Source organism: Streptomyces humi (genome assembly GCF_001005085.2).
Classification (GTDB): Bacteria; Actinomycetota; Actinomycetes; order Streptomycetales; family Streptomycetaceae; genus Streptomyces; species Streptomyces humi.
This window is the reverse complement of the sequence record NZ_LBMU02000048.1, coordinates 64820-89566: the sequence shown is the minus strand read 5'-3', so window position 1 is coordinate 89566 and position 24747 is coordinate 64820. Positions and strand designations below refer to the sequence as shown.

Genomic DNA, 24747 nt, shown 5'->3' with positions numbered 1-24747 from the left:
TCAGCCCTTGGGCCCCGCGGACTGCACCACCTCGAACGACCACAGAGACGAACCGGAAGCCGCGGGCCTCGGCCGCTCACCCTCCGCACCACCCTGGTGCGCGGCCTTCATCGGCCCCTCCATCCAGGCCTGGAAGGCCTCCTCGTCCCGCCACCGCGTGTACACGAGGTACTGATCGGTCCCCTCGACGGGCCGCAGCAGCTCGAACCACTCGAACCCGTCCGAGTTCTCCACGGCATGCGCCCGCGAGGCGAACCGCTTCTCCAACGTCTCCCGCTGCTCAGCCGGCACGGTCAGCACATTGATCTTGACTACGCTCATGTCCCCATCCTGCCGCAGCCAAGATCAGCAGACCGTGAACGACCACGACGGCGCTGCCGTCGCCCGCGTGGCCGTGTTCCGGTGGTGGGCCGCTGGGAGCCGGGACGGCGGCGGCGAACGCGGGCCTCACGCACCACGGCTGCTTCGGCGCCGTCGCCGGCCGCTGGGCGCCGTCGACCCGCGCCGATCCGCGCCGGCCCCGCGCCGGCCCCGCGCCGGCCCCGCGCCGGCCCCGCGCCGGCCCCGCGCCGGCCCCGCGCCGGCCCCGCGCCGGCCCCGCGCCGATCCGGCGCCGCCCCCCCGCTGACCTGCCCTGACCGGCGTCGAGCTGCTCTGGGGGTTTCCCTTAGGGGATGTCACAGGTCTGCGGCAATGGCCGGTTCGAGCGGCCGAGCCCGCACGCGACTCCTCAGGACCGGGTACGTTCGAGGACGTGGCTGGATTCAGGATCGGACGCGGCGGCCGGGACACCCGTGCCCCGCAAGCGCGACCGCAACAACCCGCGTACGGGCAGCAGGCGCCGCCCCAGGGCTACGGGGGGCAGCCGGGGCCGTCGTCGTACGGACACCCGTCGGCCCCGCAGCCCCAGCGGCCCCCGCAGCCGTCGTACCCGCAGCACGGCGGCGGGTCCGGCTGGCCGCAGGCGCGCGGCGGCTACCCCGGCCAGGGCGGCGGCTACCCCGGCCAGGGCGGCGGCCACCCGGGCCAGGGCGGCGGCGACGGCCCGGAGTACTTCGGCGACGACAACGGGTACGGCGGCTACGGCGGCGGCCAGGGCGCCGGTCCCCACGACCCGTACGCGGCGAACCAGCCGGGCCACACCCAGGCCTTCTCGGTCGACGAGGCCGAGGGCTACACGCGGGGCGCGACCTATCACGCCGGTTCGGCCGCGCAGGCCGGTCCGATCGGGCCGCGGCTGCACTGGAAGGACCTGCTGAAGGGGATCGTACTGGCCCCGAACCAGACGTTCCTCCAGATGCGGGACTACGCGATGTGGGCCCCCGCCCTCATCGTCACCTTCCTCTACGGCCTGCTCGCGGTCTTCGGCTTCGACGGCGCCCGTGAGGACGCGATAAGCGCCACGCTCTCCAACGCGATCCCGATCGTGCTGGTGACGGCGGTGGCGCTGGTGCTCTCGTCCTTCGTCCTCGGTGTGGTGACGCACACCCTGGCCCGCCAGCTCGGCGGCGACGGCGCCTGGCAGCCGACGGTCGGCCTGTCCATGCTGATCATGTCGATCACGGACGCCCCACGCCTGCTGTTCGCCATGTTCTTCGGCGGCAACGCGGGCTTCGTGCAGATGCTCGGCTGGGCCACCTGGGTCGCCGCGGGCGCCCTGCTCACGCTGATGGTGTCCAAGTCCCACGACCTGCCGTGGCCGAAGGCCCTGGGCGCGTCGGCGATCCAGCTGATCGCACTGCTGTCGATCGTGAAGCTGGGCACGTTCTAGCAGCCGCCACGGATACGGAAAGGGCCCCCGGCGAGGCAGCCGGGGGCCCTTTCGCGTTCGGGGCAGCTAGCCCGATTTAATGATCTGTATAAATTTTTCTGCATGGCTCCGTCTTTGCTCCGGTGTGTGCACGTCAGGCTCGCACTCGAACTCGGGGAAACGCCCGACACTCTTGGAACAAGGAGCAGCCGTATGAGTCCTGACCACGGGACGGCCTCGCGACACGAGCCGATGGCCCAGGCCGGGTCCAGAAACCTCCGCAGGCTCGGTGCGATCGCGCTGGCGGTGACGGTCGCGGTGGGCACCCCAGCGGTGGCGGTCGCCACCGGCATGACCTCTCGGTCGGGCGCGGCGTACACCGCCGACCCCCACCACTGTGACTACGGCAAGCCGAAGCGGCGTGCGGGCGGCGACTGTCCGAGCGGTACCCCCACCGCCACGGTGACCCAGACCGTGACGGCGACCGCGACGGTGACGACGGGCGCGACCGCGACGGTGACCGCGACCGCGACCGCGTGCGGTACGGGCGTGGACTCGACGAAGCCGAACGGCAACGAGCAGTTCCTCGCCGCGCTGCGCGGCGGGGTGCCCTTCGCGGGCAGGCGCACCACCAGCGGCAACAACCCGGACAACCCGAACATCGTCTCCGGTCCGGCCAACACCTCCGGCTGGACCGACCTCAGCACGATCGCCGGTTTCCCCACGGACTCCACGGTCTGCGGCGTCTCGGTCGACGCCCAGGGGAACGACGCGTTCTACAAGATCATCACGCAGGCCGGCACGGTCTACACGCTGCACTGCGCGGCCAGCAACGCCCTCGTGTGCCCCGCCCCGGCGCAGGGACAGCTGCCCGCCTCGCGGTGGGTGGCGGTGACCCCCCAGCCCTGACCGGCCGGAGCGGCCCCTGACCCGACCAGGTCAGGGGCCGCTCGGCTCCCCTGTCCGGTCGGAAACACGGAGACCGCAGGTCAGATCGCTTCCGTGTTCTCCCGGAGCGCCTCACCCGACCTGTGCACGGGAGGCAGCACACTCCACGGGAAGTTGATCCAGTCGTCGGTCCGCTTCCACACGTACTCGCACTTCACGAGGGAGTGGGACTTCTCGTAGATGACGGCGGAGCGGACCTCGGCGACCGTGTCGAGGCAGAAGTCCCGGACGAGCTTCAGCGTCTTGCCGGTGTCGGCGACGTCGTCGGTGATCAGGACCTTCTTGTCGCTGAAGTCGATGACGTTGGGGACGGGCGCGAGCATGACGGGCATCTCGAGCGTCGTCCCCACCCCGGTGTAGAACTCGACGTTGACCAGGTGCAGGTTCTTGCAGTCCAGGGCGTAGGCGAGCCCGCCGGCCACGAAGACCCCGCCACGGGCGATGCTCAGCACTATGTCGGGCTCGAAGCCGTCGTCGGCGATGGTCTGGGCGAGCTCGCGCACGGCGACACCGAACCGCTCGTAGGTCAGGTTCTCCCGTACGGGACCACTGCTGCTCATGTCCGGTCCCTCACACCTGCGTCCGATGGAAATTGAGGTAGGAGCGAGAGGCGGTGGGCCCGCGCTGCCCCTGGTAACGGGAGCCGTAGCGCTCACTGCCGTAGGAGTGCTCGGCGGGGGAGGAGAGCCGGAACATGCACAGCTGCCCGATCTTCATGCCCGGCCAGAGCTTGATGGGGAGGGTGGCGAGGTTGGACAGCTCGAGGGTGACGTGCCCGCTGAACCCCGGGTCGATGAACCCGGCGGTGGAGTGGGTGACGAGTCCGAGCCGCCCCAGCGAGGACTTCCCCTCCAACCGGGACGCGAGGTCGTCGGGGAGGGTGATGACCTCGTACGTCGAGGCCAGCACGAACTCGCCGGGGTGGAGGATGAAGGGTTCGTCGCCCTCGGGCTCCACGAGCCGGGTGAGGTCCGGCTGTTCCACGGAGGGGTCGATGTGCGGGTACCGGTGGTTCTCGAACACCCGGAAGAACCGGTCCAGCCGGACGTCGATGCTCGACGGCTGAACCATGGATTCGTCGTAGGGATCGATCCGTACTCGCCCGGCGTCGATCTCGGCCCGGATGTCCTTGTCTGAGAGAAGCACGCCCCGAGGATACGCAAGGCGCGCGGACCCGTGAAAACCACCACGAGTCCACGCGCCCGAGTTGTCGCGGCTTCGCCGGTGCCGCTACTGCCTTTCGAGCGTTTCCAGCGCGACCGGTACGGCGCTACGCAGCCGGGCGCACTTGGGGCACCGGACGAGCCGACCGGGGCCGAGCCGCTCGGCCTGCTGCATCGGGAACGAAGTGGTGCTGAACACGTGCCCTTCGGCACAGCGGACGACGGTGCGTTCCATCAAGTCCCTTGATTCCCTTCCCCAGGAGCCGCGTCGGGCCAACTGCCGTGACGACGGAAAGCCACATTACGGGATCAAAGGGATGGCTCTCCAGGCGGCACTCCGACCCTGCCCGGACCCTCTCCCACGCCTCCACCGTACGCCCCAACTCCGTTCCCCCGCAGCGGGATCCCATGCCCGGAAACAGACACGGACCCCGTGGTCCGAGCACCGGGGGTCCGTCATGAGGTAGAGTGAGCGAGCGTTCAGACACCGACTCCGGTCGGTCTCTACGCGGGTGTAGTTTAATGGTAGAACATCAGCTTCCCAAGCTGAGAGCGCGAGTTCGATTCTCGTCACCCGCTCCACGGAGAAGGCCCAGGTCAAAGACCCGGGCCTTTTTGCTGTCCATCGTGATCAGTTGCCGCGTGCCAGATTCGTGCCAGAAGGCTTGCCGGGCGCCCTCTGCGCGGCAGCGGCCCGTGCCTTACGGACCGTGGCGTCCAGCCCTGCGGCTACCTCCTCTTGCCGCTCGTCGTCGGAGTGCTGGTAGATCAGCGCCGCCTTCTCGGAGGACTGTCCGGCCCGGACCATGGTGTCCTTGAGCGTGGCGCCGGAACGCGTGGACAGCGTGTGTCCCGTGTGCCGGAGATCGTAGAACCGGAACCCCTCAGGCATGCCGACGATCTCCCGCGCCTTCCGCCACCTCCGCCCGAAGGTGCTACGCCGGAAGGGAGCGCCCTTCTCGCCGACGAAGAGCAGCCCATTGGGGCCCGACTCGGCGTAGCTCTGCAGATGCCAGCGGAGCTCCCGGTGGAGGAACGCGGGAAGAATCACAGTCCGGGTTCCGGCCTCGGACTTGGTGTCGCCCTGCACGCGCCGCCCGTTCATCCGCTCCGGCTCGGCGAGGCGAACGCGAACGCGCAGGTTGTCGAGGTCGACATCCCGACGGCGGAGGCCGGCCAGCTCTTCCGGCCGCATCGGACCGTAAGCACCGAGGTAGACCATGAGCCGCCAGCGCATCCCTACGGCGTTGGCGAGTGCGTCGACCTGGGCGACGGTAGCGATGCGCCGCTCAGCCGCCTTCTCCTTACCGGCGCCCTTGATCCGGCACGGATTGCGCGTGATCAACTCGTCGTCCACGGCCGTCTCCATGATGGCCTTGAGGAGCCGGTACGCCTTGGCCGTCATCGTCCTGGCGTTCGCGGTCCGCAGTCGATCGGCCCGCCACTCACGCACGCGCGGAGCTGTGATCTCGTCCAAGTCCGACTCGGCGAAGGCGAACAGGTGCTTGTCGAGGAGGTAGCGGTACAGGTCGCGGGTGAGGGGCGCGATCTCCCGTTCCTCGACCCACTTGTCGGCGTAGGCCCGAAAGCTCACCGCGCCCGCCTCGGGATCACGCCACTCGCCCCGGCGGATCTCCGTCTGTTTCTCGGCGAGCCAGTCGTCTGCGTCCGCTGTCGTCTCGAACGTGATCGGAGCCGGACGCATCACGCCGTCAGGACCCGGATAGCGCGCCTGATACCGACCGGAAGGAAGCCGTCTGATCGCGCCGAAGCGGCGGCGCCTACCCTTGTTGTTGGCCATCAGGCGGCCCTCCTGAAGCCAGTACGGGGGCGCCTGAGCGGCTCCACCGTGCGGGATTGGACGAACTCGTAGACGGCGCTCTCCGGGATGCGTACGTGCCGGCCGACCTTCACGTACCGGATGCGCCGCTCCTCGATCAGCCGCCGAGGGAAGCGCGCGGTCGTCCCGAGCAGTTCGGCGACCTGGTCGACGGACAGGTAGCGGTCGGTCATGCGGTGGGTTCCCCTTCCGTTCCGAGGGCTGGTTCGAGGGATGCGGCGAGCCAGGTCTCAGCGGCGCTGAGGCCGGTGCCGGCGAAGACCCAGTGCGCGAGGACGTGGGTCGTCTCGGTGGTCGCGGGGCTGTTGGCCGCTGCCACTTGTGCTCGGCGCCATTCGGCGCGGGCGTCGCGGAGGGCGCCGAGGGTGGTGGAGTAGCGGCGGGACTTCGTGGAGAAGTGGCCGCGGAAGCCGAGCATGTGGGCCCAGGCGCGCAGGCGGAGGTGTTCGAGGTCTTTGCGGGCGCCGAGGGTCCAGGCGGTTCGGATGAGGCGGCGGGCGTGGTCGCTGATGTCGAGCTGGGCGAGTTCGGCGGCGAACTTCAGCGGGCGGTCGAGAGCCCCTGTGGCTGTCTCGGCGCCCTTGGTGGCGTACTTGGCGATGTAGGCCGCTACGGCGCGTTCAGTGAGCTCCTGGCCGTCGCTGAAATCGCGAGATCGGATGGTGCGGACGTCGAGTTGGCGGCCGAAGGCGAAGGTGTGGGCGCGGTCGCCGAGGGTCGGGCCGTCCACGCGGACCTTGGAGGCAGCGGCCTGGATGGCGTCGGTGAGGAGTTCGGCTGTGGCCCAGGGCGGGGGCGGGGTGTCTCCGCCTTGCGGGCCGTCGAGACGGATGACGGCGTGGAAGTGGACGGCACCGCGCTTTTGGTACTCGGCGACCTTGGCGAAGGAGACGCGGGCGTGGTCCCGTAGGCGTCGCTGAGAGAGGCCCGCGCGCTTAGCGACCTCCCGGCGGAGGTAGATCGAGAAGCGCCGCCAGAGGGCGCCCGCGTGGGCGTTCCAGAGCACGGCCGCTTCGTAGTCGTAGGTGTCCGGGTCGAGCGGGGTGCCGAGGGCGTCGTCGTCTGGGTCGTGGTGGGCGCCGCAGCGGCAGGCGCGGCCGTCGGTGCGGCGGTTGTGGACGGGGCCGAAGCCGGGTGCGGTGAAGGTGGCGAAGACGCGAGGGTGGACGGCGACGTGTTCGGGGGTGCCCTTGCCGCCCCGGAGCCCGGCGGTGATCAGCTGGAAGGTGTCGCGGCGGTAGACCTCCGCGCAGGCCGCGCAGCGGGTGGTACGGCGGTTGTTGCAGCGGACGAGGAGTTGGCCGGCCGGGAGGGCCGACGAGTCGAGGTGCTGGAGCACACGGCCGATTTCGCCCGTCGTGGTGTCGAGGTCGTATTCGGTGCGGTGGCCGTCGAGGCGGATTGGGTTGGTGCAGCCGCCGAGGCCGGAGAGTTGTTGGAGGATGCCCGGCAGGGTGCCGTACTGGGCCAGCCTGGTGAGTTCCGGGAGCGGGGGCGGGGTGGTGCGGGTGAAGATGGCTGTCTCCTTCTGACGGGATTGGTCAGGAGTGATGGGCCCCGGGGCGGCCGGATGCTTGGCGGTGTCGTGGCCGCCCCAGGGGTCGGTGCGGGATCAGCGCCGGTTGTGCTCGCGCAGCAGGGAGCGCAGGACCACGGCGGCGATGGCCACCGAGATGGCCGAGACGGCGACGGCGGTCAGGAGCGCGGTGAGGACCACGCCACCCGTGAGCACGGCGACGACGGCGCCGGTACTGACGGAGACGGCCGGGAGCCCGGAGCGCCGGGCGGGGGCTGGGTCGGTCGGTGCGTGGGGGTGCGCGGGCGGTGGAGTGGGACTGTCGGGGTACTTGGGCAGAAACACGGCTAGGTTCTCCTTATCTACTCGTCTAGGTATGTGAGCCGTTTATGACGTCCACGCCGGAGCGCGTACCGGTCTCGATGGCGGGTGCCAGGAAGGTGTGGGAGAGCCAGAAGCCGAAGAGGGCGACCAGGACGACGACCCAGGCACGGACGCCCAGGAACCTGACGGCGCCCCAGGCGAAGAAGCCGAGTACGACAACCAGCGGCAGACTCACGGTCACGGTGTTCGGGGTCCCTTCAGCGGACGGGGCAGCGGTGGGTGCGGGCGGCGAGTTCGGCGGCGGCCCGGCTGTCGTAGTCGGCGGAGAAGCCGCAGCGCGGGGCAGTGCAGGCGGCGGTGTGCTTCTCGCGGCCACGATCGTCGTAGGCAGTGCCGACCTGCACGGGGCCGATACGGATGACGCTGCGGAAGCGACGGTTGGCTGTCACGGTCAGTCCTCCTGTCGCAGGCTGGAGCCGGGGAATTCGTTCAGGGTCCGGGCCGCTTCGGCAGCGTCCGACATGCGATCGGCGGCCTCTTCTGCGAGGAGCCGGGCCAACGTCGGGCGCCCGGCGTCGGCCATCTGGCGGGCCGCTTCGAGGTAGTCGGCGACCGTGTTGAAGCAGAGCGGCATGGTTCCTCCTGGTCAGGTCAGTTGGGCGGCGATGGCTTCGGCCATGGGCGTCGGGACGCCGAGACGGGCACGGAGAGTCGGGGTGTCGATCGGGGTGCCGGTGCGGGTGTGGTGTTCGGAGGCGACCTTTCGGGCGTGGTCGACCAGGGCGGCCGGGACCGGAACGGGCGGGCGTTCCGGCAGCGCCTCGCTGGTGGGTTGGACAGGTGTGGCGGGTGTGGCTTCGGGCTCCTGCTCCTGGTCCTCGATGACGTCAGCGCTGATCTCGTCGGTGGCCGCTTTCGGCGGCGAGTGGGCGAGGAGGGTGCCGCCGAGGAAGGCGACGGCGGGCCAACCAGCGACGAGGATCCGCAGCCAGGCGGGGACGTCGTCCAGGTCGAGGAGGCCGGCGGTGGCGACGTTCGCGCCGAGGGACGCGGCGAGGGCGATGACGAACCAGCACCAGGCCGCCGCCTTGGTCGTACCGGAGCGGAGTCGACGCCATGCGGCGACAAGCAGCAGGTCGACGCTGATCGGATACGCCCAGGCTTTCCACCCGTCCTGTCCGGCCGCCATGGCTACGTCATGGAGGTGGGCGAAGGACAGCGCGGCAGCGATGAGCGCCTGAACCAACACCGCGTCGACACGGCCGAGGTGGACGCGCACGGTCCGGCTCCTTTCGGTTTCGGGCATGGGAGAGGTAGGGACTTGGCGCGAGACGGTCACGCCGACCGATGCGAGGAAGGAACGACGGTCAGTCCGTCACCGGGCGCGGCCGGACGACCGGGGCCGGAGGCTCGACCGGGTGCACCGGCACGGAGGCCCGGAACGGCTTGAGGGCGGGGACGTCGGGGACCAGGTCGGCCGTGTCCTGGCAGATGGCGGCGGCGTCGGCGAGGGAGAGGTAGGGGGTGCGGATGCGGGACCAGCCGCCGGAGGTGTCGCCCGCGACGGCGAGACCCGGCAGCTCGGGGGCGATGGCGCAAGCGGCGTGGACGGCTTCGGGGGCGATGTCGCCGAGGGCCATCTTGGCGGAGGCTTCGTCGTTGACGCGGTGGCAGACGCGGCCGGTGAGCTGGGCACGGAGCATGGTGGCGCCCTTGCCGAGTTCGGCGCCGAAGCGCTGCCCGCACACCTCCAGGTAGATGCCGGCGGCGCGGCCGAGCTGGGCGAGGCGGATGAGCTGGGTGACCATCTCGTCCCGCCTTTCCTCGTCCTTGCGGGTGGCGGTGAGGAAGAGTTCGGCCACCTCGTCGACGAACAGCACGATGGGCACAGGGCGTTCGCTCTCGGGCAGGCCCCAGATGTCAGAGGTGATCTCCTCGTCCGGGGTGCTGGGCGCGATGCCCTGCCGGGCCTTGATCAGGTCGTATCGGTCCTCCATTTCCTTGACCAGCACGGGGAGCAGCTCGGCCGCTTCGTCCGGGTCGGTGGCGAGGGCGGAGAGGCGGGCGGTGAAGGGCGCCAGTTCGACGCCCCGCTTGCAGTCGATTCCGACGAGCGCGACACCGTCCTGACGGGCGAGTCCGGAAATGAGGTGGCGCAGGTACATGGATTTGCCGGACAGGGTCGCGCCAAGGGTGAGTTGGTGGGGAACGGTGCGGTAGTCGCGGACGAAGGGCATGGCGTCCTCGCGCAGCGCCACCGGCACCTTCAGGAAGCCGCCCCCAGTCTTGCGGGGCATCCGGACGCGGCGCAGCACGTCGTACCCGACAAGCCGCAGTTCGACGACACCGGGCTTTACGGTGGTGACGTAGACGGCGTGAACTCCCCATGCGTGCCGCAGGCGTTCGGCCGAAGCGGCGAGGTCGGCGGGCTCCTGCCCAGGAGCAAGCCGGAGCCGAAGCCGCAGCCCGGTCGAGGTGGGACGGAGAATGCCCCGGCGGGGCGGGACCGGCCGGACCTGCCGCCGGGTGGTGGCCTTGACGGCGAGGACCCGCAGCCGGGAGGGCGCGACGATCAGGCCGCAGGCTTCCATGACGGAGCCGTACGAGCTGAGCAGGCGGACCGTGGATATCGGGCCGCCGACTGCGGACCAGTAGACCGCCGGGTACTTGGCCCGGGTGTAGGCAGCCCCGCCGCCGAGCGCGGCGACAGGACCACCCACCTCCAGGAGCGTTGTCAGGTCGGTCATCAGGCGGTGGCCCCCATGGCGACCGGGAACGCAGCCGGAGTGACGGCGGCGGCCCGGTAGGCGATGCCGTGACGCTGCTGGCCGTTGAACACGGACTCCCACGGCCGGGCGACGAGGCCGGGGAGCGAGACCGGCGCACCGAGGTTCAGCCCCTCGGAAACGCCGCCCTCCGGCACGGTGACCTTGATCAGCGAGGACTCCCCGTCCTCGATGTAGACGACGCCGATGGTCATCAGCGCCTCACCGCTCACGGCGTCCTTGGCGATCTCGCCGGTCTGACGGTCGCGGACCTTGGGCTCAGGAGCCTCGGTGAGGAGGATCGTGGCGGCGGTGGTCTCCACACGGATGGTGCGCACAGCACACTTCCTATCTACTCGTCTATACATGTAGCGATCTGTGAACCCGATCCCCCGGGCTCATGACGATCACCCTGCCACACGACTTGCCCACTCGTCTATACGAGTATGCGTGTTGGGGTGTACGAGTTCAAGGAAGCGTGCCCGCGCACCACCGCAAACCATGACGATCAGGTCGCCGGAAGTTGGTACGACAGCACGTAGGCATCCGCCGCCATGACCGTGTCGCACACCTCCACAGCCCGCCCCTCGGTGTCGAAGGCGGTCCGGATCAGGTGAATGACCGGCACACCGGAAGCCAGCCGGAGCGTCTTCACCTCGTCCGGCGAGGGCATCCGGGCGCGGATCTCCTCTTCGAAGTGATCGAGGTGGTGGCCCAGCTCTTCGAGGCGGGCGTAGATGCCGCCGGGACCGGGGTTGGGTTCGGCGATCTGGGTACCGCGAGCGATGTCGAGAGGGAGGTAGGAGGTGGCGAACTCCACCGGCCGGCCGTCGAGGAGGTACCGGCGCCGCCGGGCCAGCACCCGCCGCACGGACCCGAGCCGGGTGGAGATGTCCTGACTGGCCTTCTCTTCCTTGACCTCAAGACTGTCGACCTGAGGATGACTGCCGGCCGCGTCCGCCTCCACGATGAACGCGGACTTCCCCTGCTCACGATGCCGCCGGGCGAACCGGTCGGAGGCGAGCCGCCGCACGGGGGGCCGGGGCCGCACGAACACACCCTTGCCGTGCTCGGCATGCACCAGCCCTTCCCCCTGGAGGATGGAGAACGAGTTCCGGACCGTCATCCGGGAGACTCCGTAGTGCTCGACAAGCTCAGCCTCTGAGGGCAGCTTCTCGCCCTCGCTGAATCGCCCACGGTCGATGGCTTCGCGCAGCTGGTCGGCGATCTGTCGGAAGACCGCACGATCGCTCGTGGGGTCGAGATCTCCTAGGAGGCCCGAAGGAAGAGTAGGGCTCACTGTGTGTACTCCTTTAGGTATCTAGACGAGTGGGCGAGCGTTGTTGCTACGGTGGAGAGCCTAGCCAGCCGAGAGGGCCGAGGAACGTGAGCACAGAACGCCCGCACTCCGTGAGCGTCGCCGGGGTCGTCATAGACGCCCGCGGCCGGGCCCTCCTGATCCAGCGCCGTGACAACGGAAAATGGGAACCGCCGGGCGGTGTCCTCGAACGCGAGGAGACCATTCCCGAGGCCCTGCAACGCGAAGTCCTCGAAGAGACCGGCATCAAGATCGCCCTTCCGGCGACCCTGACCGGCGTCTACAAGAACATGACGGGCCTGATCGTCTCCCTGGTCTTCCGCTGCGAGGCCACCGACGGCACGCCCACGACCGGCGACGAGACCCGCGCCCTGCGCTGGGCCACCCGTGAAGAAGTCTCCGAGCTTGCCGACGAGGCCTACGCCATCCGCGCCCATGACGGCGTGAAACTCGTCTAGCCCGAACCCGCTGCACATGGCGGCCTACCAGCACGAAGGAACTTGTATGCATGAGTATACGAGTACAGTCCGGGTCTGGGGGCTCAGTTGCCCAGGTTTCCCGGAAGAGGTCAGCCGGGCCCGCCGCTGGGCCCGCGACATTCTGCGCGGTTCCCCTTTAGCCGAAGACGCCGAACTGATCGTGAGCGAGCTGAGCGCGAACGCGATCCTCCACACAGCCAGCGGCAGGGAGTCGGGCAGCTTTCATCTAGCTCTCGCGGTGTCAGCGCAGGTGATCGCGTTGTCGGTCACGGACGACGGAGCCGTCGGCACAGCACCGAAGGCCGAGCGCCTGGACCAGGACGCCGAGCACGGCCGAGGCCTGGGCATGGTCAGCGCGATCGCCCATCGCGTCGTCGTCCACCAGAGCGACAGCGGCCACACGGTCACCGCCGAGCTGTTCGCAGGCCCCCGCACCGGAGGTCACCCGTGCTGATGGACAAGCCGCAGCGGGGCTACTGGTGCGAGTGCTGGACCGAGGACATCACCGACGGGACGGGATGGCCGGCACTCCGGGCATCCTTCGACGCCTACTCCGCGCCCCAGGCAGACAGATGGGTTGCCATCGCACTCCGTACGATCTCACCGGCACTCGACCCCGACGCATCTCAGGAAGCGTGGGAGTGGCTGTACGACGGCCGCATAGCGACGAGGAAAGCTCTCCTACGCGCCGAGCCCTGCACGGTGACAGTCACCCAGGCCAGCACCCGCATCACATGGACGATCCGGCCCGTGATCTTCCTACCGCTGGCACACCGTCAAGGCAGCGAACTCCCATCCTGCACACAGGACTTCAAACCGCACACAGCACCTCTGGCGCCCCACACGCCCGACTGAGTTACAACCTTCTTTACAGGTTCAAGGCGGCTCGCTCCGCTCCCCGCGCGCGGCCCGGCCCCCGGCCGGGCCTGCGCTCCTGTCTCCGCCCCGCTCCAGCCCGGCCGGCGCCCGAGCCGCGCCCACAGCAATCAGCCACCTGATGCCAGAGATGGGGTATGTCGTGGCTGGGGCGGTCGGCTCCGCGATTTTAGCCAGCCACTTTGGCGCGAGCCTCGAAGATCATGGCCCCAACGTCGTGCTTTACCGGGCAGGTCCACAGACTGCCCGACGTGCCGGAAGCTTACGGGGCCATGATCACTCGCGCCAAAGCAGCTCCAGGCCAAAATCGCTCCGCCGACCTCACTCCTCCTCGAACCAGCCTCCGTGTTCCGCGACCCTTGAGAGAGGAACTGTCCTTTCGGCAAGCGCCCTACGCATGCTAATTTCCGCCACGCGAACCAAGAAAATTGGATATGAAACTGCGTTACTCGCGATTTTTCGAGCTACCTCCACGGGCATATTTTCGGGCGATCGCACATATCCAAGGTGTCCCATGGAATCGTGCGTTGCTCGATAAGCCCGCTTAATCCGGTCGATTTCTACCCCCCAATCTGAATGCCCGGATTGAATCCCCTCAAGCGCGCACTTGAAGATAGCTTCATGGACGTAAGATTCGTCGCCAATGTAGGCCGATAGGTATCTATCCACAATTTCACGCCGCACGCCGCCGGTTGACCAAATAGTGAGGACGGCAGCGAGTCGAGGGCTCATCACTGCGGGCAACAAATCGACGCGCACATCGCGATACACACCGAGCCACCCTCGGATTTGTTCGAGGCTGCCAACGAGCCGGTCGCTCTCCCGAGCGTTTAGACTCTCGACTACATCGTCAAGCTCGCTGCAAACCCTCGCGAGAGTAGCAGGGCCACAGAATGTCAAAGCAGTCAAAGCCCAAATCTGCCGCTTCTCCAGGTCCATTGATGCAAATTGTTTTTTCCACCATGCGGCATTTCCGGCCTGCAACCGCGCATACTGAATTCGGTCGACCACATCCACGGAGTCATCAAACAGCTCGCTAGGTTGGACTTCATCTCTTTTCCCACGCTTGGCGGCAAGCGAAAGGGCACAGGCCATGCTCCACACAGGCCATTTCTGCCCCAGTGCGAACTCGACTTTCCTGACGTATTTAGCGAACACGCCAGCCGCTGACGGGGCGCCTTCTTGCTGGGGAGTTTTCAGGAGCTCCTGGAATGAGTGAACCACTGTGTCAATTCTTGTTTCCTGGACGGGAACTAGTTCGCCCGACGGAACGTTAAAACCGACACCACGAGTTAGATTTTCACCATATGTACGCCGAATATCAGGATGATTCCTCAACAGGGGCATGGGATTGAGCGCTACACACAAGAGATCAACCGTAAGTCGACTTCTACGCGGAGCGCGAAAACCTGAAATGAAACCATCAAACAGTGCGTCCTGGAAATCCTTGAGGAGATCAGAACGCTGAGCAAAATAGCTCGCCCTGTTAGCGGCAATGACCGCCTGGATTACCTGGTCGTCGAGAGGCACATTGCTCTTCGTGAAGGTCTTAAGCAAAACCTCATCGCTCGCAAAATTTAGCACTCCCAGGAAGTAGCCAGACCAAATCCAGGAGATTTTCTCGTCATTTGATGAGAGAAGGGAGAATCCTTCCAGCCATAGCTGATAGAGCTCTTCGCGGGTTCCATTCTTCTGCGCGAGTGCAGTAATTGAGATTTGGATGTCCCGTGGCGGTGCTCCGCTTAGGACGTTTAGACAGCGATCAAGGAGTTCGGTGCGACCGCACCCATCGGGAAGAGTAATGGGCTCACCGCCACTCGTGCTATAGCGGTCATCACCGAGAAGAGAGCGATATCCGTCCTTATCCAGGATGAGTTCGATCACTTTCTTGAGGCTTCGAGGGTTTTGACTGAAAACCCAGTCAGCCACAAGAGTTGCAGAAAGTGAACGAGGGTGAGATGTGAGGCCGAGGTCGCCATCGGCACAAAGAACCTCCAGCCTGTCGACAAGTGATGGCAACTCACCTTTACTGAAGCAGCCCGCGTAGAATCGTGTCACATTGAGCCAGTGGGTATTTCGCGCTACAGCATCGAACCGCTCATCCTTTGTCCCACGTCTTGGGCTTCCCACAGGGCTATAAGGTGCAGTTTCGTAGAGAAACCTGCCGGCGAAATATTCTCGCAGTGGCTGAACTTCAAACTCAAATAGACCTTCAACTGCTCCTACAAGGAAAACAACCCGTTGTGCTAGGCCAGTGAAAAGATCCTTTGTCCAAGCGGGATCCCTCCCCTCTGAGACAAGATATTCTCTGATCACTTCCCGAAGGCGACTGCCTTCAATTTTTCCGAGAGCTCTGCCTGTCTCCGCCTCACTGTGCAGTAGCCAAGCAAGGTAGCGATGCAGGTCTATCAGCACCTCTTGATGCTTCTTTACAATTTCACTTTTCTCGGCTTCGCGGGCAAGGAAGAGCTCAACGTAGATATCGTATAGTGCAGTCCGCTTGTCAGGGAGACTTCCACCTCGCGTATGAATCACCGTGAGCAAGATGGCAAGCTGCATAGGATTGCGTGCAAGGTCACGCATGTGCGGCTGGTCAAGTTTCTCTGCCAGTGTTTTACGAAGGTTAGCCGTTTCTTTTGGTTTCAGGTGGCGTGATTTCGCCCAGCGTTCAGAATATTCCTCGATTAGAGGTCGGCCGAGCCGCGTCAAAGTCCACCGCTGAAATAGTTTGGATGGGAATTCAGAAACCTCGGCCAATGCTGAAGGTCTTGTCGTAACAAGCATTTGAAGTGCAGCGGCGGACTCTTTCATTCTCCTTGCCGCTGAACCGATCTCCTTCACCATGTCATTACGAAGGCGGACTTCTGCAACTTCGTCTAGGCCGTCGAGAACGATGAGAAGGGAACTGGAGCGCGCGACAGCGGATAGATCATCTACAGTAAAAGTGCGACCGCCTGCGGTCTCGCTAATCAAGGCGCTGATGAATGACTCAAGAGACCTAGACGATTGCGTTGGCCTTTCTGAGTCAGCTTCTTGACCGAACGGATTTTTACCCGAAAGCCAAGTCGCATATTCGCGCAAGTCCACCCTGATTGGGAATCGGACAGACTTAGCTTGATGTTCTTGGGGGAGCGTGCTGAACTCGTCCTTTCCGAGGACGCGCATTCTATGGACCTGACAGACATACTGCGCCAGCGTCGACTTCCCTTGCCCAGGGCCTCCTTCTAGTACAACCAGGTCAGAAAATTTTGCTATGTCGTCGTTAAGGAGGAGTCGTGCCGCCCCAACAGGCTCATTTAGGTCGTTAACTGTACCATCGCGTTGGGCGATCTGTTGTACAATCTGGCGAATTTGTAGCGCACGCTTTTCTTCCTTGCGGCGCCCCTCTTCGTGGGCCAAGGGAATAATCGCAGGAACGTCGACGAAGAGATTGAGGATTTCGTTACTCAGCTCAATTTGTTTGAATCGTACCTCGTTATCCATGTCGAACTGTTCCACAGCAAAGCTTCGCAAGACATCCAGACGGTTACCCGACAGGTCGCCTCCGATAGATTCCGCCAAGGCCTGTAGCAGGTCGGTGCCGCGGAGCATGTCTGGGTAGGCCCACCTGACATCAGCATGCCCGTCGCATCTCCGGTCTAGATCGTCTCTCCACCAAGCGCGAATAGGAACAGGAGAGTCGCTATTTAGCAGCTCATTAAGAGTGTCAATCGATCCCGAATCAGGAAAAGCTGTCCCAGGAACGTTGGACACTAGGATATATTCAATGGCGCCTTTCTTGCGCTTCAGGATCTCTTGGATCTTAGGAATTTCACCTTTCATTGTGTCAACGAGCCACTTGTGGACATCGTCAATAATGAAAGGATTTCTAACGAACTTGACCTGGAAGACTCGATAACTTCCTTGTGTATTCGCGAACATCTGGACGGCATCCCGACCACCGTCCCGTTGGCCAACAGGGAAACACTGCGTGCCGGGGTACTCAAGTGAGATAAGAGCCTGACAAAGTTGCTGAAACCGCTCAGGGTCCAGTTGCTCGTACAGGTATGTCAACTGAGTTCAACCGTCCCAACTGGTCTAGCTGAGGTGGCCCCTGACGGCCTTGAAGATGCTCAGACTACCGCTCGGTCAGTCCGAGGGGGAGGAAGCCGGAAGCACTCGACGCGACCGGTCGAAGGGGTCGTGAGCTAAAGGTCGTTGCGTTCAATCAGTGAACCATCAGTACCCAGTGTGCAGACCCGCGGCGGAGCCATGGCGTCCACGGCAACGCGCAGCTCCGCTTGTCGCTTTGCGAGATCGGGCCCGTGGGGGTCCCGCGTATGGAATCCGTGCAGCTCGATGGCGTCTGCGTCGACGTCATCGGGCTCGGGGCGCCCCTCCAGGATGAAACCGCAAAGCGCCCTCAACGCGTCCTCGCCCAGCTCCAAGGGGTGAAAAGGCAGGGGGTACGGCTCTTCGTCCTCGTCAGGCCAGGGCACGATGCCAGCCGGACGGTTCCCGGCCCAGTAGGGCAGTTCAAAGGGGAGCGGTTCACCGATGTTCTCGACGACGCCGCTGTCCGGGGACAGGCTCAGCGAGCGGACCAGGCGCCCGTCCTCCCACACGGCGAACGCCAACCAGTCGACGACGCTGTGCATGGCGTGCAGGACGAGCCGTCGGCCGGCGCTTGCCGCCACCAGGCGCCCCGGGAGCTGGGAGGGAAGGTCGATCATCACCCCCTGATCACCGATGACCTCCACCCCAGGCCAACTGGCCGCATACACCGTTCCCTTCGGGGGGTACACGCCGTCCCAGAGAGTCGAGCCTTCGCACTCCTCGATCTCCCAGCCCAGATAGAGCCGCCGCATCATGGCGGCCGTCCGGTCACGATCAGCCGACCCCACTCGCCGCAGCAGCCCCGGTATGTCACCGTCGGCGTACATCAACAGTCCCGTCTTGGCTCCCACAGCCCCTCCCAGAAAGCTGCGCATCCCGGCTGCGCAACATAACCGCACTCACTGAGGTTCCCCCGCATCTCGGGGGAACCTCACACCTCGGGGTGCGAGGTTCGGCCGCCCCGTCTCAGTTTCCGTCTCATTCACCACCGTTCGCCGACGTTCAGCTGAGATCAGAACGCCGCTCCCGCCCCCGGGCCAGCCGCCCATGAACGCAGGTGAACGCCCCTGGACATGGCCCACGGCCCTACCACCACAGTTGGAAAGCGTGCACCCAGAAGAGCACTCCCGACGTACTGACCGGCGTGCGCCAGCGCGGCCAGGCCGAGCTGAAGAAGCGTGCGAGCAGGCGCCGTAAGAAGTGATCCGTGCGCGGTCCGGGACCTCTCTGCGTCTGTTGGAGGGGGTGGTGTCGAAGCTTCACGAGTTCCCGGACCGACGTGGCTCGGGCTTCCCCTGCTTCCACTCACCCACGGTCTGTCCCCCTCCGTCGGTTCGCTGCGCCTCCGGACATCCAGCGTGTGGCACGTAGCCGGCACGGGGCAGGGCGCACGATCGGTGGCGTCAGATGATGCAGGGCACTGCGCGCTGCTACCTCCATCAGGGGGACTGGACGGATCTCTTCTGAGCCACCCCCCTTGGTCGCGCGCTCTTCTTTGCCGAGACAGCAGACCGACCCAACGCTCCGCAGCGTACGGCCAGCCACTGACAACGTCGTGCACCACTAGCGCACCAGATCGAGCGGGGAACAGCGGGGAACCACGGTGAAAGCCGCCAAGGCCGAGAGGATAAGGCCCCGGGCGTTCACCCAGGTCAAAGTACGAACTGGACGCAAAGGATCGCAGCTTCCCAAGCTGAGGCACCGACTACCCAACGAGCGCGTTGACCGCGATGCCAGCGCCTACGAGCCCAAAGGCTGAGAGCCCCGCGATCCATACGGAATAGGCGCGAGGACGGGCGACGCACGCCATGGGCACGCCGAGCTGGGTGCACCGGTCGTTCAATGGCCTGTGGAGTACCTCCCAGCCCTGCTCTCGCTCGAATCTCTCCAGCCAGACTGCATCCGCGATCGCGCTGAGTCGGTGTCTCATCAGCAGCTCAACAGACATGAAGGCAACCACTACCGAGAGAAGTCCAGATCCGAGCCGCGCGAGTTGCCCGGATCCGGGCCCGAGGCCAATCGTCATCAGGAACGCCTGGGCGGTGAGGGCGATGCCGGGTACCTGCCAGACCATCTGATCGAGACTCGCGTGCCTGGCTGCGACAACTTGATACATCACGAGGCGTTCATCCGAACTCGGTTGCGTCGCCATCTGAGCCCCCGTTGATCGGTGTTGGAGAACAAGCTCTGCTCATGACTGGTACCACCGAGAGATGGCAAGCATCCCCGAGGATCCGGGGTAGCCGCACTGACGTGCCAGACTTTCGTTAGGGGAACGAGCAACCAGCCCACCAGGGGGACGACCATGTCGACATCGTTTGCCGGCTCCCTGCTGCCGCTGCTGATGCTGGTCGGGGCACTCTGGCTCGCGTGTGTTGTTCTCGGCCTGCATGGCCTGCTCCTCGGGCGTATGCCGGGCCGATGGCTACAGCGTCACGTTCGACAGCCGAGACTCTGGGGAGCGGGTGCTCTACTCGTTGCGTGCAGTGGGTTCGACCATCCGTCGTTGTCAGTGGTCGGAATCGGCCTTGTTGCCTTGGGCCACGTAGTGAAGCGAACTTCGTGATCATCAGAAGGTAGTGGGCTCGTGCCAGACGTGTGCCAGATCTGGCGGGGAATCAGGGGGAACACCGGGAAACCAACGGCCTGGCTACCGGGCGCCGATCCCCTTCCACCGCAGGTCAGCCAAGTAGCGCACCCTAGATCACCTTAGCTTCCCAAGCTGAGAGCGCGAGTTCGATTCTCGTCACCCGCTCCAGCAGAAACCCCCAGGTCGATGACCCGGGGGTTCTTTGTCGTCTAGACCGGTGGGCGGGTGCCGCACCACTAGCGCACCATTAGCCCGCTGATGACTCCTTCTGGTGGTGTGGGCGGTCGTCCGTGTGGTGTCCTTTGTGGTGCTTCGCACGCTCGGATCGCACCATGCCGTCCAGCCCTGCGGCGACCTCCCGTTGCCGCTCGTCGTCGGAGTGCTGGTAGATCATCGCGGCTTTCTCGGAGGACTGACCGGCGCGGACCATCGTGTCCTTGAGGGTGGCGCCAGATCGGGTCGAGAGGGTGTGCCCGGTGTGACGAAGGTCGTAGAAGCGGAAGCCGTCCGGGAGGCCGACGACCTCGCGGGCCCGTCGCCATTTCCGACCGAAGGATGTCCGCCGGAAGGCCGCTCCCTTCTCGCCGACGAAGAGAAGACCATCGGGTCCCTTCTCGGCATACCAGTCGAGGTGCCGCCTCAGATCCTTGTGGAGGAAGGCCGGGAGGACGACCGTACGGACACCCGCATCGCTCTTGGTCTCGCCGGGAGCCCGCTTGCCGTTGGTCCGCTCGGGCTCGGCGACGCGGACGCGGATCAGCAGGTTGTCGAGGTCGACGTCTCGGCGGCGGAGGCCGGCGAGTTCCTCGGGTCGCATCGGACCGTACGCGCCGAGGTAGACCATGAGGCGCCAGCGGATACCGATCGCGTCGGCGAGGGCGTCGACCTGGGCGACGGTGGCGATACGACGTTCGGCGGCTGACTCCTTGCCCGCGCCTTTGATGCGGCACGGGTTGCGGCTGATCAGTTCGTCGTCGACGGCGGTTTCCATGATGGCTTTGACGAGCCGGTACGCCTTGGCGACGGTCGTCTTCGCACCCGTCGCCCGCAGCCGCTCAGTGCGCCACTCACGGACGCGAGGGGCGGTGATCTCGTCCAGGTCGAGGGTTGCGAAGGCCGGGAAGGTGTGGACCCTGAGGAGGTCTTCGTGCAGGTCCACGGTACGGACGGACAGTTCCCGCTCTTCGACCCACTTCTCTGCGTACGTACGGAAGTTGACCGCTCCCGCGTCGGGGGCACGCCAGTCGCCACGGGGAAGATACGCCTCTGCCTGGGACAGCCAGGGGCCGAGACACGAGGCCGTCCAGCGGCCGGGGCGGGCGCGGGTTCGCGGTCAGCCGATGTAGCCCTCGAGGTCGGCGACGATGTTGAGGGATCCGTTCGCGTTGTGGATGTGGATGTTGCCGTTGGTGTCGACGGGGATCACGGCCAGGACCGGGCGGGTTTCGCCGGTGCTCAGGGTGTCGTTGTAGACGTCGGGCAGGCTGCCGGCGCCGTACGCGGTGAGGTGGGTGCCGGTGGTCGGGGCGACGCCGGTGAGGTTGACCAGGACGGCGGTGGCGTCGGCCGGGACGCCGTGGACTCCGGCGGCCTTCACGGTGAGGGTGCCGTTCGCGCCGAGCGGCGCGGTCGGGGCACCGGTGCCGTTGCGGGTGTCGAGGAAGCGGGTGGGGTTGGCCGGCACATAGGGGCTGCCCCAGCCCCCATCCAGGTTGATGTAGGTCCCCTGGAGGTCGGCGGTCAGGTTGACGTGTCCGCCGCCGTTGTAGATCTCGATCTTGCCGCCGGTGCACACCTTCGTCACGACCAGGTTGGAGACGGTCTGCCCGGTGCGGTAGTTGAGGTTCGACGTGCTGGGGCGGCTGCCGCAGTAGACGGTGACCACGCCGCTGCTGGTGCCTCCCGTCGCGGTGATGTCGAGGACGGCGCCGACGGTCCCCGGCAGCCGTGCCGCCTTCGGCAGGGTGAGGGTCGTCGTGCTGCCGGGCGCGACCTTGCCCTTGGGGGCGCCGGTGCCGTCGCGGGTGTCCAGGGCCCGGGTCGGGGTGACGGGGTAGAGATTGCTCATGCGGGAGTCGGTCGTGCTGGCCTTGGTCGTGAAGTAGCCCTGCACGTCGGCGATGAGGTCGACGTAGCCGTGGGCGTTGTACAGGTCGATGTAGCCGTCCGAGCCCACCCGGACCGTGACCAGGTTGGGGTTGGTCCGCCCGGCGGTGAAGTCGAGGCTGGACGCGGTCGGGCGGCTGGTGCCGTACGGGTAGACCGTGACGTAGCTGCTCGCGGTGGCGTCGGTGTCGGTGACGTTCAGGGTCACGGCGGTCACCCTGGAGACCGGGACGCCGCCCACGCCGAGCACCTTGAGGCGGACCACGCCCCCGGGACCCACTCGCCGCTTGGCTGCGCCGGTGCCGTTGCGGGTGTCCAGGATGCGCTTCGGGCTGACGGCGATGTAGGCCGGGCCGACGGTGGTCCGGGTGGTGTCGGTGGCCGTTCGTCCGTCGGAGTCGGTGAGCTGCTGGGTGACGGTGTACGTGCCGGCGCGGGCGTAGGTGTGCTGGACGTAGCCATCCGAGTCCGTCACCGAGACCGCCGCCGAGCCGTCGCCGAAGGTGATCCGGTCACTGGTGACCGAGTAGCCGCTGTAGTCGGAGGCGGTGAAGTTGCAGATTCCGGTGTCCGGCAGGCTGGGTGTGGTGGTGTCGCAGCTGATGCTCCCGGTCAGCGGCGGCAGGGTGTCGACGGGGTAGGAGCTGGACTCGGTGCCCAGCTTGCTGCCGCTCGCCCGGTACACCGTGACCGTCGCGTTGACGTCGGTGCCCATGGTGGACTGCGTATATGTGTGGGTGACCGAACCCGTTTTGGACGTGACCGTGGTGCCGTCCCCGAAGTCGAAGGCGTAGCTGTAGCCGTCGAGGGAGTCCGACCACGGGTTGTAGATGTCCTCCGTGAAGGTGACCGGGATGCCGACGTACACGTTCGTGGGCGAGTGGGCGAATGTGCCCAGGCTCAGCGGGTCCAGGAACTCGAGCGCGCCGCGGTCGTAGTCACCGGCACCCGTGCCGGTGTCGGTGACCAGCGGGTCGTCGGCCCGCCACGCCCCGCGGAGGTCGGTGGAGAGCTCACCGGGAGCGTCGGCGTCGGCCGAATCGATCAGCGGCGAGTGCTCCGAGGGCGAGGTGGAGAGCGTCACGTCCGTCTGGTCGAGGTCGTGGGCCCCCTGGCCGGTGCCGGTCTGGAACGCCTGACTGGTGGCGTATGCGGTGCCCGCCCAGTCGTAGTCGGTTCCGGTCGACAGGGGGTTGACCGCGTTGTAGTCCGCGGTGACCTGCGGTGCGGAGGAGGAGTCCACCGTGATCTCGGCGGGTGTGCCGGTGGCGGAGCAGGATCTGGCCGGGTAGCGGAGCGCGACCGTGTTCTCCACGGACCCGGAGCTGCCGTCGGTCAGGCTGACGGCGTTGCCGCAGATCGTCCCGATGGTGTCGCCCGCCAGGTGGATGCCCGTGGTGCCGGCGGCCGAGATGCCTCCGCCGGTCAGAACGAGGTCGTCGGCCAGCGTGATGTCCTGTGCTCCGGCCGCGCTCGCGAAGGCCAGGCCGCCTGATTGGGGGCTGATCCGCAGCCGGGTGAGCGAGATGCCGGAGGACGAGCCGTCGACGGCGATCGTCTCAGCGGTGCCGGGGGCGCTCGGAGACGTGGTGACCGAGCCGGTGCCGTAGGAGATGTGCTGGGACTGGGAGAACACGAGGGCGCTCGTCCCGAGCGACCCGATGTTGAACCCGGTCACATCGACGAACTGCGCGCCGGAGAAAGTCATCGCCGGAGTCGAGGTCTTGCTCACGACGACGGAGCCGGTCGTGGACGAACTGTTGCCGGAAGCCACGGCGAAGGTGATGGGCGCGTCTGTGGTGCCGACCGACGCGATGGTCACCGGGGCGTACGGGGTCGAGTTCCGCGCGACATCCACGGTGTCCCCGGGTGCCGCCGCGTCCGCGGCCGGCTGGATCTGACAGAAGGGCTCCGCCTGCGAGCCGGGTCCGGTGTCGCTGCAGCCGGCGGCGGCATCGTCTACGTACAGGGTCGTGCCGGTGTCGGCGTGGGCCACGCCGACACCGGCACCGCCGATCAGTAGGGAGAGGACGGCAGCGGATGTCGCGAGCAGTCGCCTACGGCTCATGGACGTGTTTCCCCCGGGCCGTTGGACGACGGACGTCGGCGCGCGCGGCCAGCCACTGAGATCCAGGCATCTGTCTGCTGGAGTTGGCGGAACGATACGGCAGACCAGGCACGGAGAAATCATCAATCTGCGACTCCCCTGGTGCCGATGAGCCCCTTGAGGCAAATCTTGATCAATCGAAGAGCGTCGCACTGCGGATTCTTGGGCCTCCCATTACCTCGTGCCCTCGTCAGCCGCTGCGCCGTCTCATCTCGCTCAGCCCCGTTCGCGGAGCTCGCCGGGCGTGGAGGTCCCCGTCGCGCACTGCCCGGTCAGCGCCTCCGTGAGCCAGTCCACCAAGTTGTAGACCGCGCCACAGCAGGGGTGTCGATGCCGAACTCCTCCGCGTCCCGCTGAAGCTCGCCGAGGAAGGCCGCGGTGAGTACGGCGACGAGGTGGTGAGACCGCCCGAGGGTGTCACGCGTGCGGAGTGGTCGCAGGGCCTGTCGAGTCTCCAAGACCTGCGCGAACCTCTCCTGGCCACGCCTCCATCCCGGGCTGTTCGATCGCTGCTGAGTCATTTTCGGTGTGCTTCTGCAAGGGGCGCCGTCCGACTGCTGCCGGCTTCCATGAGTTGGGCGGCCACGAGCACGGAGTGGAACTCTCCCACGCCTCCGAGTCGAGGGCGTGCCCATAGCGTGCCCTTAAAGCCGGTCAACCACGGTCAACAACGGTGCGATCGCGTCTCCTCGGATACCATGTGAGCGCGCATAACACCAGGTCAGCAGGTATCGAGTTGCCCAAGCGCCGTCGCTTCCCAAGCTGAGAGCGCGAGTTCGATTCTCATCACCCGCTCCAGAATTGAGGCCCAGGTCCGAGACCTGGGCCTTGTTCGTTGTCCAGTCCGGTAGGTGGCACACCACGACCGCA

23 protein-coding genes, 1 tRNA gene and 1 pseudogene are annotated in these 24747 nt (G+C 66.3%); 6 read left to right on the top strand and 19 right to left on the bottom strand.

What is annotated here, in order from left to right; genetic code table 11:
• Complete coding sequence (locus AAW13_RS22540; protein ID WP_046732434.1) at window positions 1-321, bottom strand: antibiotic biosynthesis monooxygenase family protein; 321 nt, start codon at window positions 319-321, stop codon at window positions 1-3.
• Window positions 322-754: 433 nt separating this feature from the next.
• On the opposite strand from AAW13_RS22540, the gene AAW13_RS22535 reads away from it, so the two are divergent.
• Window positions 755-1771, top strand: a complete 1017-nt coding sequence (locus AAW13_RS22535) for a Yip1 family protein (protein ID WP_167391726.1) — start codon at window positions 755-757, stop codon at window positions 1769-1771.
• A 192-nt stretch (window positions 1772-1963) separates the two neighbouring features.
• On the top strand, window positions 1964-2659 hold the full coding sequence (locus tag AAW13_RS44995; protein WP_143145032.1) for a hypothetical protein: 696 nt from the start codon (window positions 1964-1966) through the stop codon (window positions 2657-2659).
• Window positions 2660-2739: 80 nt separating this feature from the next.
• Here AAW13_RS44995 and AAW13_RS22525 read toward each other — a convergent pair whose 3' ends face one another.
• Together AAW13_RS22525 and dcd are read right to left on the bottom strand one after the other, a co-directional pair.
• Window positions 2740-3258 carry a phosphoribosyltransferase gene (locus AAW13_RS22525; RefSeq protein ID WP_046726945.1) on the bottom strand — a complete coding sequence of 173 codons (519 nt, stop codon included), beginning with the start codon at window positions 3256-3258 and terminating at the stop codon, window positions 2740-2742.
• 10 nt (window positions 3259-3268) lie between these two features.
• Entirely contained in the window at window positions 3269-3844 is a 576-nt protein-coding gene (gene dcd / locus AAW13_RS22520) for a dCTP deaminase (RefSeq protein WP_046726946.1), read from the bottom strand.
• A 525-nt stretch (window positions 3845-4369) separates the two neighbouring features.
• Here dcd and AAW13_RS22515 point away from each other — a divergent pair.
• Window positions 4370-4443 (top strand) — tRNA-Gly (locus AAW13_RS22515).
• A 49-nt stretch (window positions 4444-4492) separates the two neighbouring features.
• Here the strand turns inward: AAW13_RS22515 and AAW13_RS22510 are convergent.
• From AAW13_RS22510 to AAW13_RS22460, 11 genes are all read right to left on the bottom strand, one after another.
• Complete coding sequence (locus AAW13_RS22510; protein ID WP_071659647.1) at window positions 4493-5662, bottom strand: tyrosine-type recombinase/integrase; 1170 nt, start codon at window positions 5660-5662, stop codon at window positions 4493-4495.
• Entirely contained in the window at window positions 5662-5874 is a 213-nt protein-coding gene (locus AAW13_RS22505; RefSeq protein ID WP_046726948.1) for an excisionase family DNA-binding protein, read from the bottom strand. Before AAW13_RS22505 ends, AAW13_RS22510 begins: the two co-directional genes overlap by 1 nt.
• Entirely contained in the window at window positions 5871-7172 is a 1302-nt protein-coding gene (locus tag AAW13_RS22500) for a replication initiator (RefSeq protein WP_071659646.1), read from the bottom strand. Before AAW13_RS22500 ends, AAW13_RS22505 begins: the two co-directional genes overlap by 4 nt.
• Window positions 7173-7313: 141 nt before the next feature.
• On the bottom strand, window positions 7314-7562 hold the full coding sequence (locus tag AAW13_RS22495; protein WP_046726950.1) for a hypothetical protein: 249 nt from the start codon (window positions 7560-7562) through the stop codon (window positions 7314-7316).
• 25 nt (window positions 7563-7587) lie between these two features.
• On the bottom strand, window positions 7588-7782 hold the full coding sequence (locus tag AAW13_RS22490; RefSeq protein WP_046726951.1) for a hypothetical protein: 195 nt from the start codon (window positions 7780-7782) through the stop codon (window positions 7588-7590).
• Window positions 7783-7798: 16 nt separating this feature from the next.
• Window positions 7799-7990, bottom strand: a complete 192-nt coding sequence (locus tag AAW13_RS22485) for a mobile element transfer protein (protein WP_046726952.1) — start codon at window positions 7988-7990, stop codon at window positions 7799-7801.
• 2 nt (window positions 7991-7992) lie between these two features.
• A complete protein-coding gene (locus AAW13_RS22480; RefSeq protein ID WP_046726953.1) occupies window positions 7993-8175 on the bottom strand; it encodes a hypothetical protein in 183 nt (60 codons plus the stop codon).
• A 12-nt stretch (window positions 8176-8187) separates the two neighbouring features.
• Entirely contained in the window at window positions 8188-8820 is a 633-nt protein-coding gene (locus AAW13_RS22475) for a DUF2637 domain-containing protein (RefSeq protein WP_046726954.1), read from the bottom strand.
• Window positions 8821-8908: 88 nt separating this feature from the next.
• Window positions 8909-10288 (bottom strand): FtsK/SpoIIIE domain-containing protein, encoded by a 1380-nt coding sequence (locus tag AAW13_RS22470; protein WP_046726955.1) that lies wholly within the window; start codon window positions 10286-10288, stop codon window positions 8909-8911.
• Window positions 10288-10644 (bottom strand): SCO3933 family regulatory protein, encoded by a 357-nt coding sequence (locus AAW13_RS22465; RefSeq protein WP_046726956.1) that lies wholly within the window; start codon window positions 10642-10644, stop codon window positions 10288-10290. Before AAW13_RS22465 ends, AAW13_RS22470 begins: the two co-directional genes overlap by 1 nt.
• Before the next feature lie 170 nt (window positions 10645-10814).
• On the bottom strand, window positions 10815-11606 hold the full coding sequence (locus tag AAW13_RS22460; RefSeq protein ID WP_046726957.1) for a GntR family transcriptional regulator: 792 nt from the start codon (window positions 11604-11606) through the stop codon (window positions 10815-10817).
• A 110-nt stretch (window positions 11607-11716) separates the two neighbouring features.
• Here AAW13_RS22460 and AAW13_RS22455 point away from each other — a divergent pair, with 110 nt between their 5' ends.
• The 3 genes from AAW13_RS22455 to AAW13_RS22445 are packed head-to-tail and all read left to right on the top strand — an operon-like array spanning window position 11717 to window position 12958.
• Window positions 11717-12082 (top strand): NUDIX hydrolase, encoded by a 366-nt coding sequence (locus tag AAW13_RS22455; protein ID WP_071659645.1) that lies wholly within the window; start codon window positions 11717-11719, stop codon window positions 12080-12082.
• Window positions 12083-12128: 46 nt separating this feature from the next.
• Entirely contained in the window at window positions 12129-12557 is a 429-nt protein-coding gene (locus AAW13_RS22450; protein WP_046726959.1) for an ATP-binding protein, read from the top strand.
• Window positions 12557-12958, top strand: a complete 402-nt coding sequence (locus AAW13_RS22445) for a hypothetical protein (RefSeq protein WP_046727134.1) — start codon at window positions 12557-12559, stop codon at window positions 12956-12958. The genes AAW13_RS22450 and AAW13_RS22445 overlap by 1 nt, the downstream gene beginning before the upstream one ends.
• Window positions 12959-13300: 342 nt before the next feature.
• On the opposite strand, the gene AAW13_RS45620 is transcribed toward AAW13_RS22445, so the two are convergent.
• From AAW13_RS45620 to AAW13_RS22425, 5 genes and pseudogenes are all read right to left on the bottom strand, one after another.
• The gene (locus tag AAW13_RS45620) at window positions 13301-17032 is read right to left on the bottom strand and encodes an NACHT domain-containing protein (protein WP_143145031.1); all 3732 of its coding nucleotides are present in this window, start codon (window positions 17030-17032) and stop codon (window positions 13301-13303) included.
• Between the two features lie 134 nt (window positions 17033-17166).
• Window positions 17167-17925, bottom strand: coding sequence for a DUF6928 family protein (locus AAW13_RS22440; protein WP_046726960.1), 759 nt, complete (start codon window positions 17923-17925; stop codon window positions 17167-17169).
• An 854-nt stretch (window positions 17926-18779) separates the two neighbouring features.
• Window positions 18780-19226 carry a hypothetical protein gene (locus AAW13_RS22435; RefSeq protein WP_143145030.1) on the bottom strand — a complete coding sequence of 149 codons (447 nt, stop codon included), beginning with the start codon at window positions 19224-19226 and terminating at the stop codon, window positions 18780-18782.
• Window positions 19227-19911: 685 nt separating this feature from the next.
• Window positions 19912-20982, bottom strand: a pseudogene (locus AAW13_RS22430) (tyrosine-type recombinase/integrase); the annotation flags it as partial.
• A gap of 15 nt (window positions 20983-20997) precedes the next feature.
• Window positions 20998-23838, bottom strand: coding sequence for a PKD domain-containing protein (locus AAW13_RS22425; RefSeq protein ID WP_046726963.1), 2841 nt, complete (start codon window positions 23836-23838; stop codon window positions 20998-21000).
• Window positions 23839-24747 lie beyond the last annotated feature (909 nt).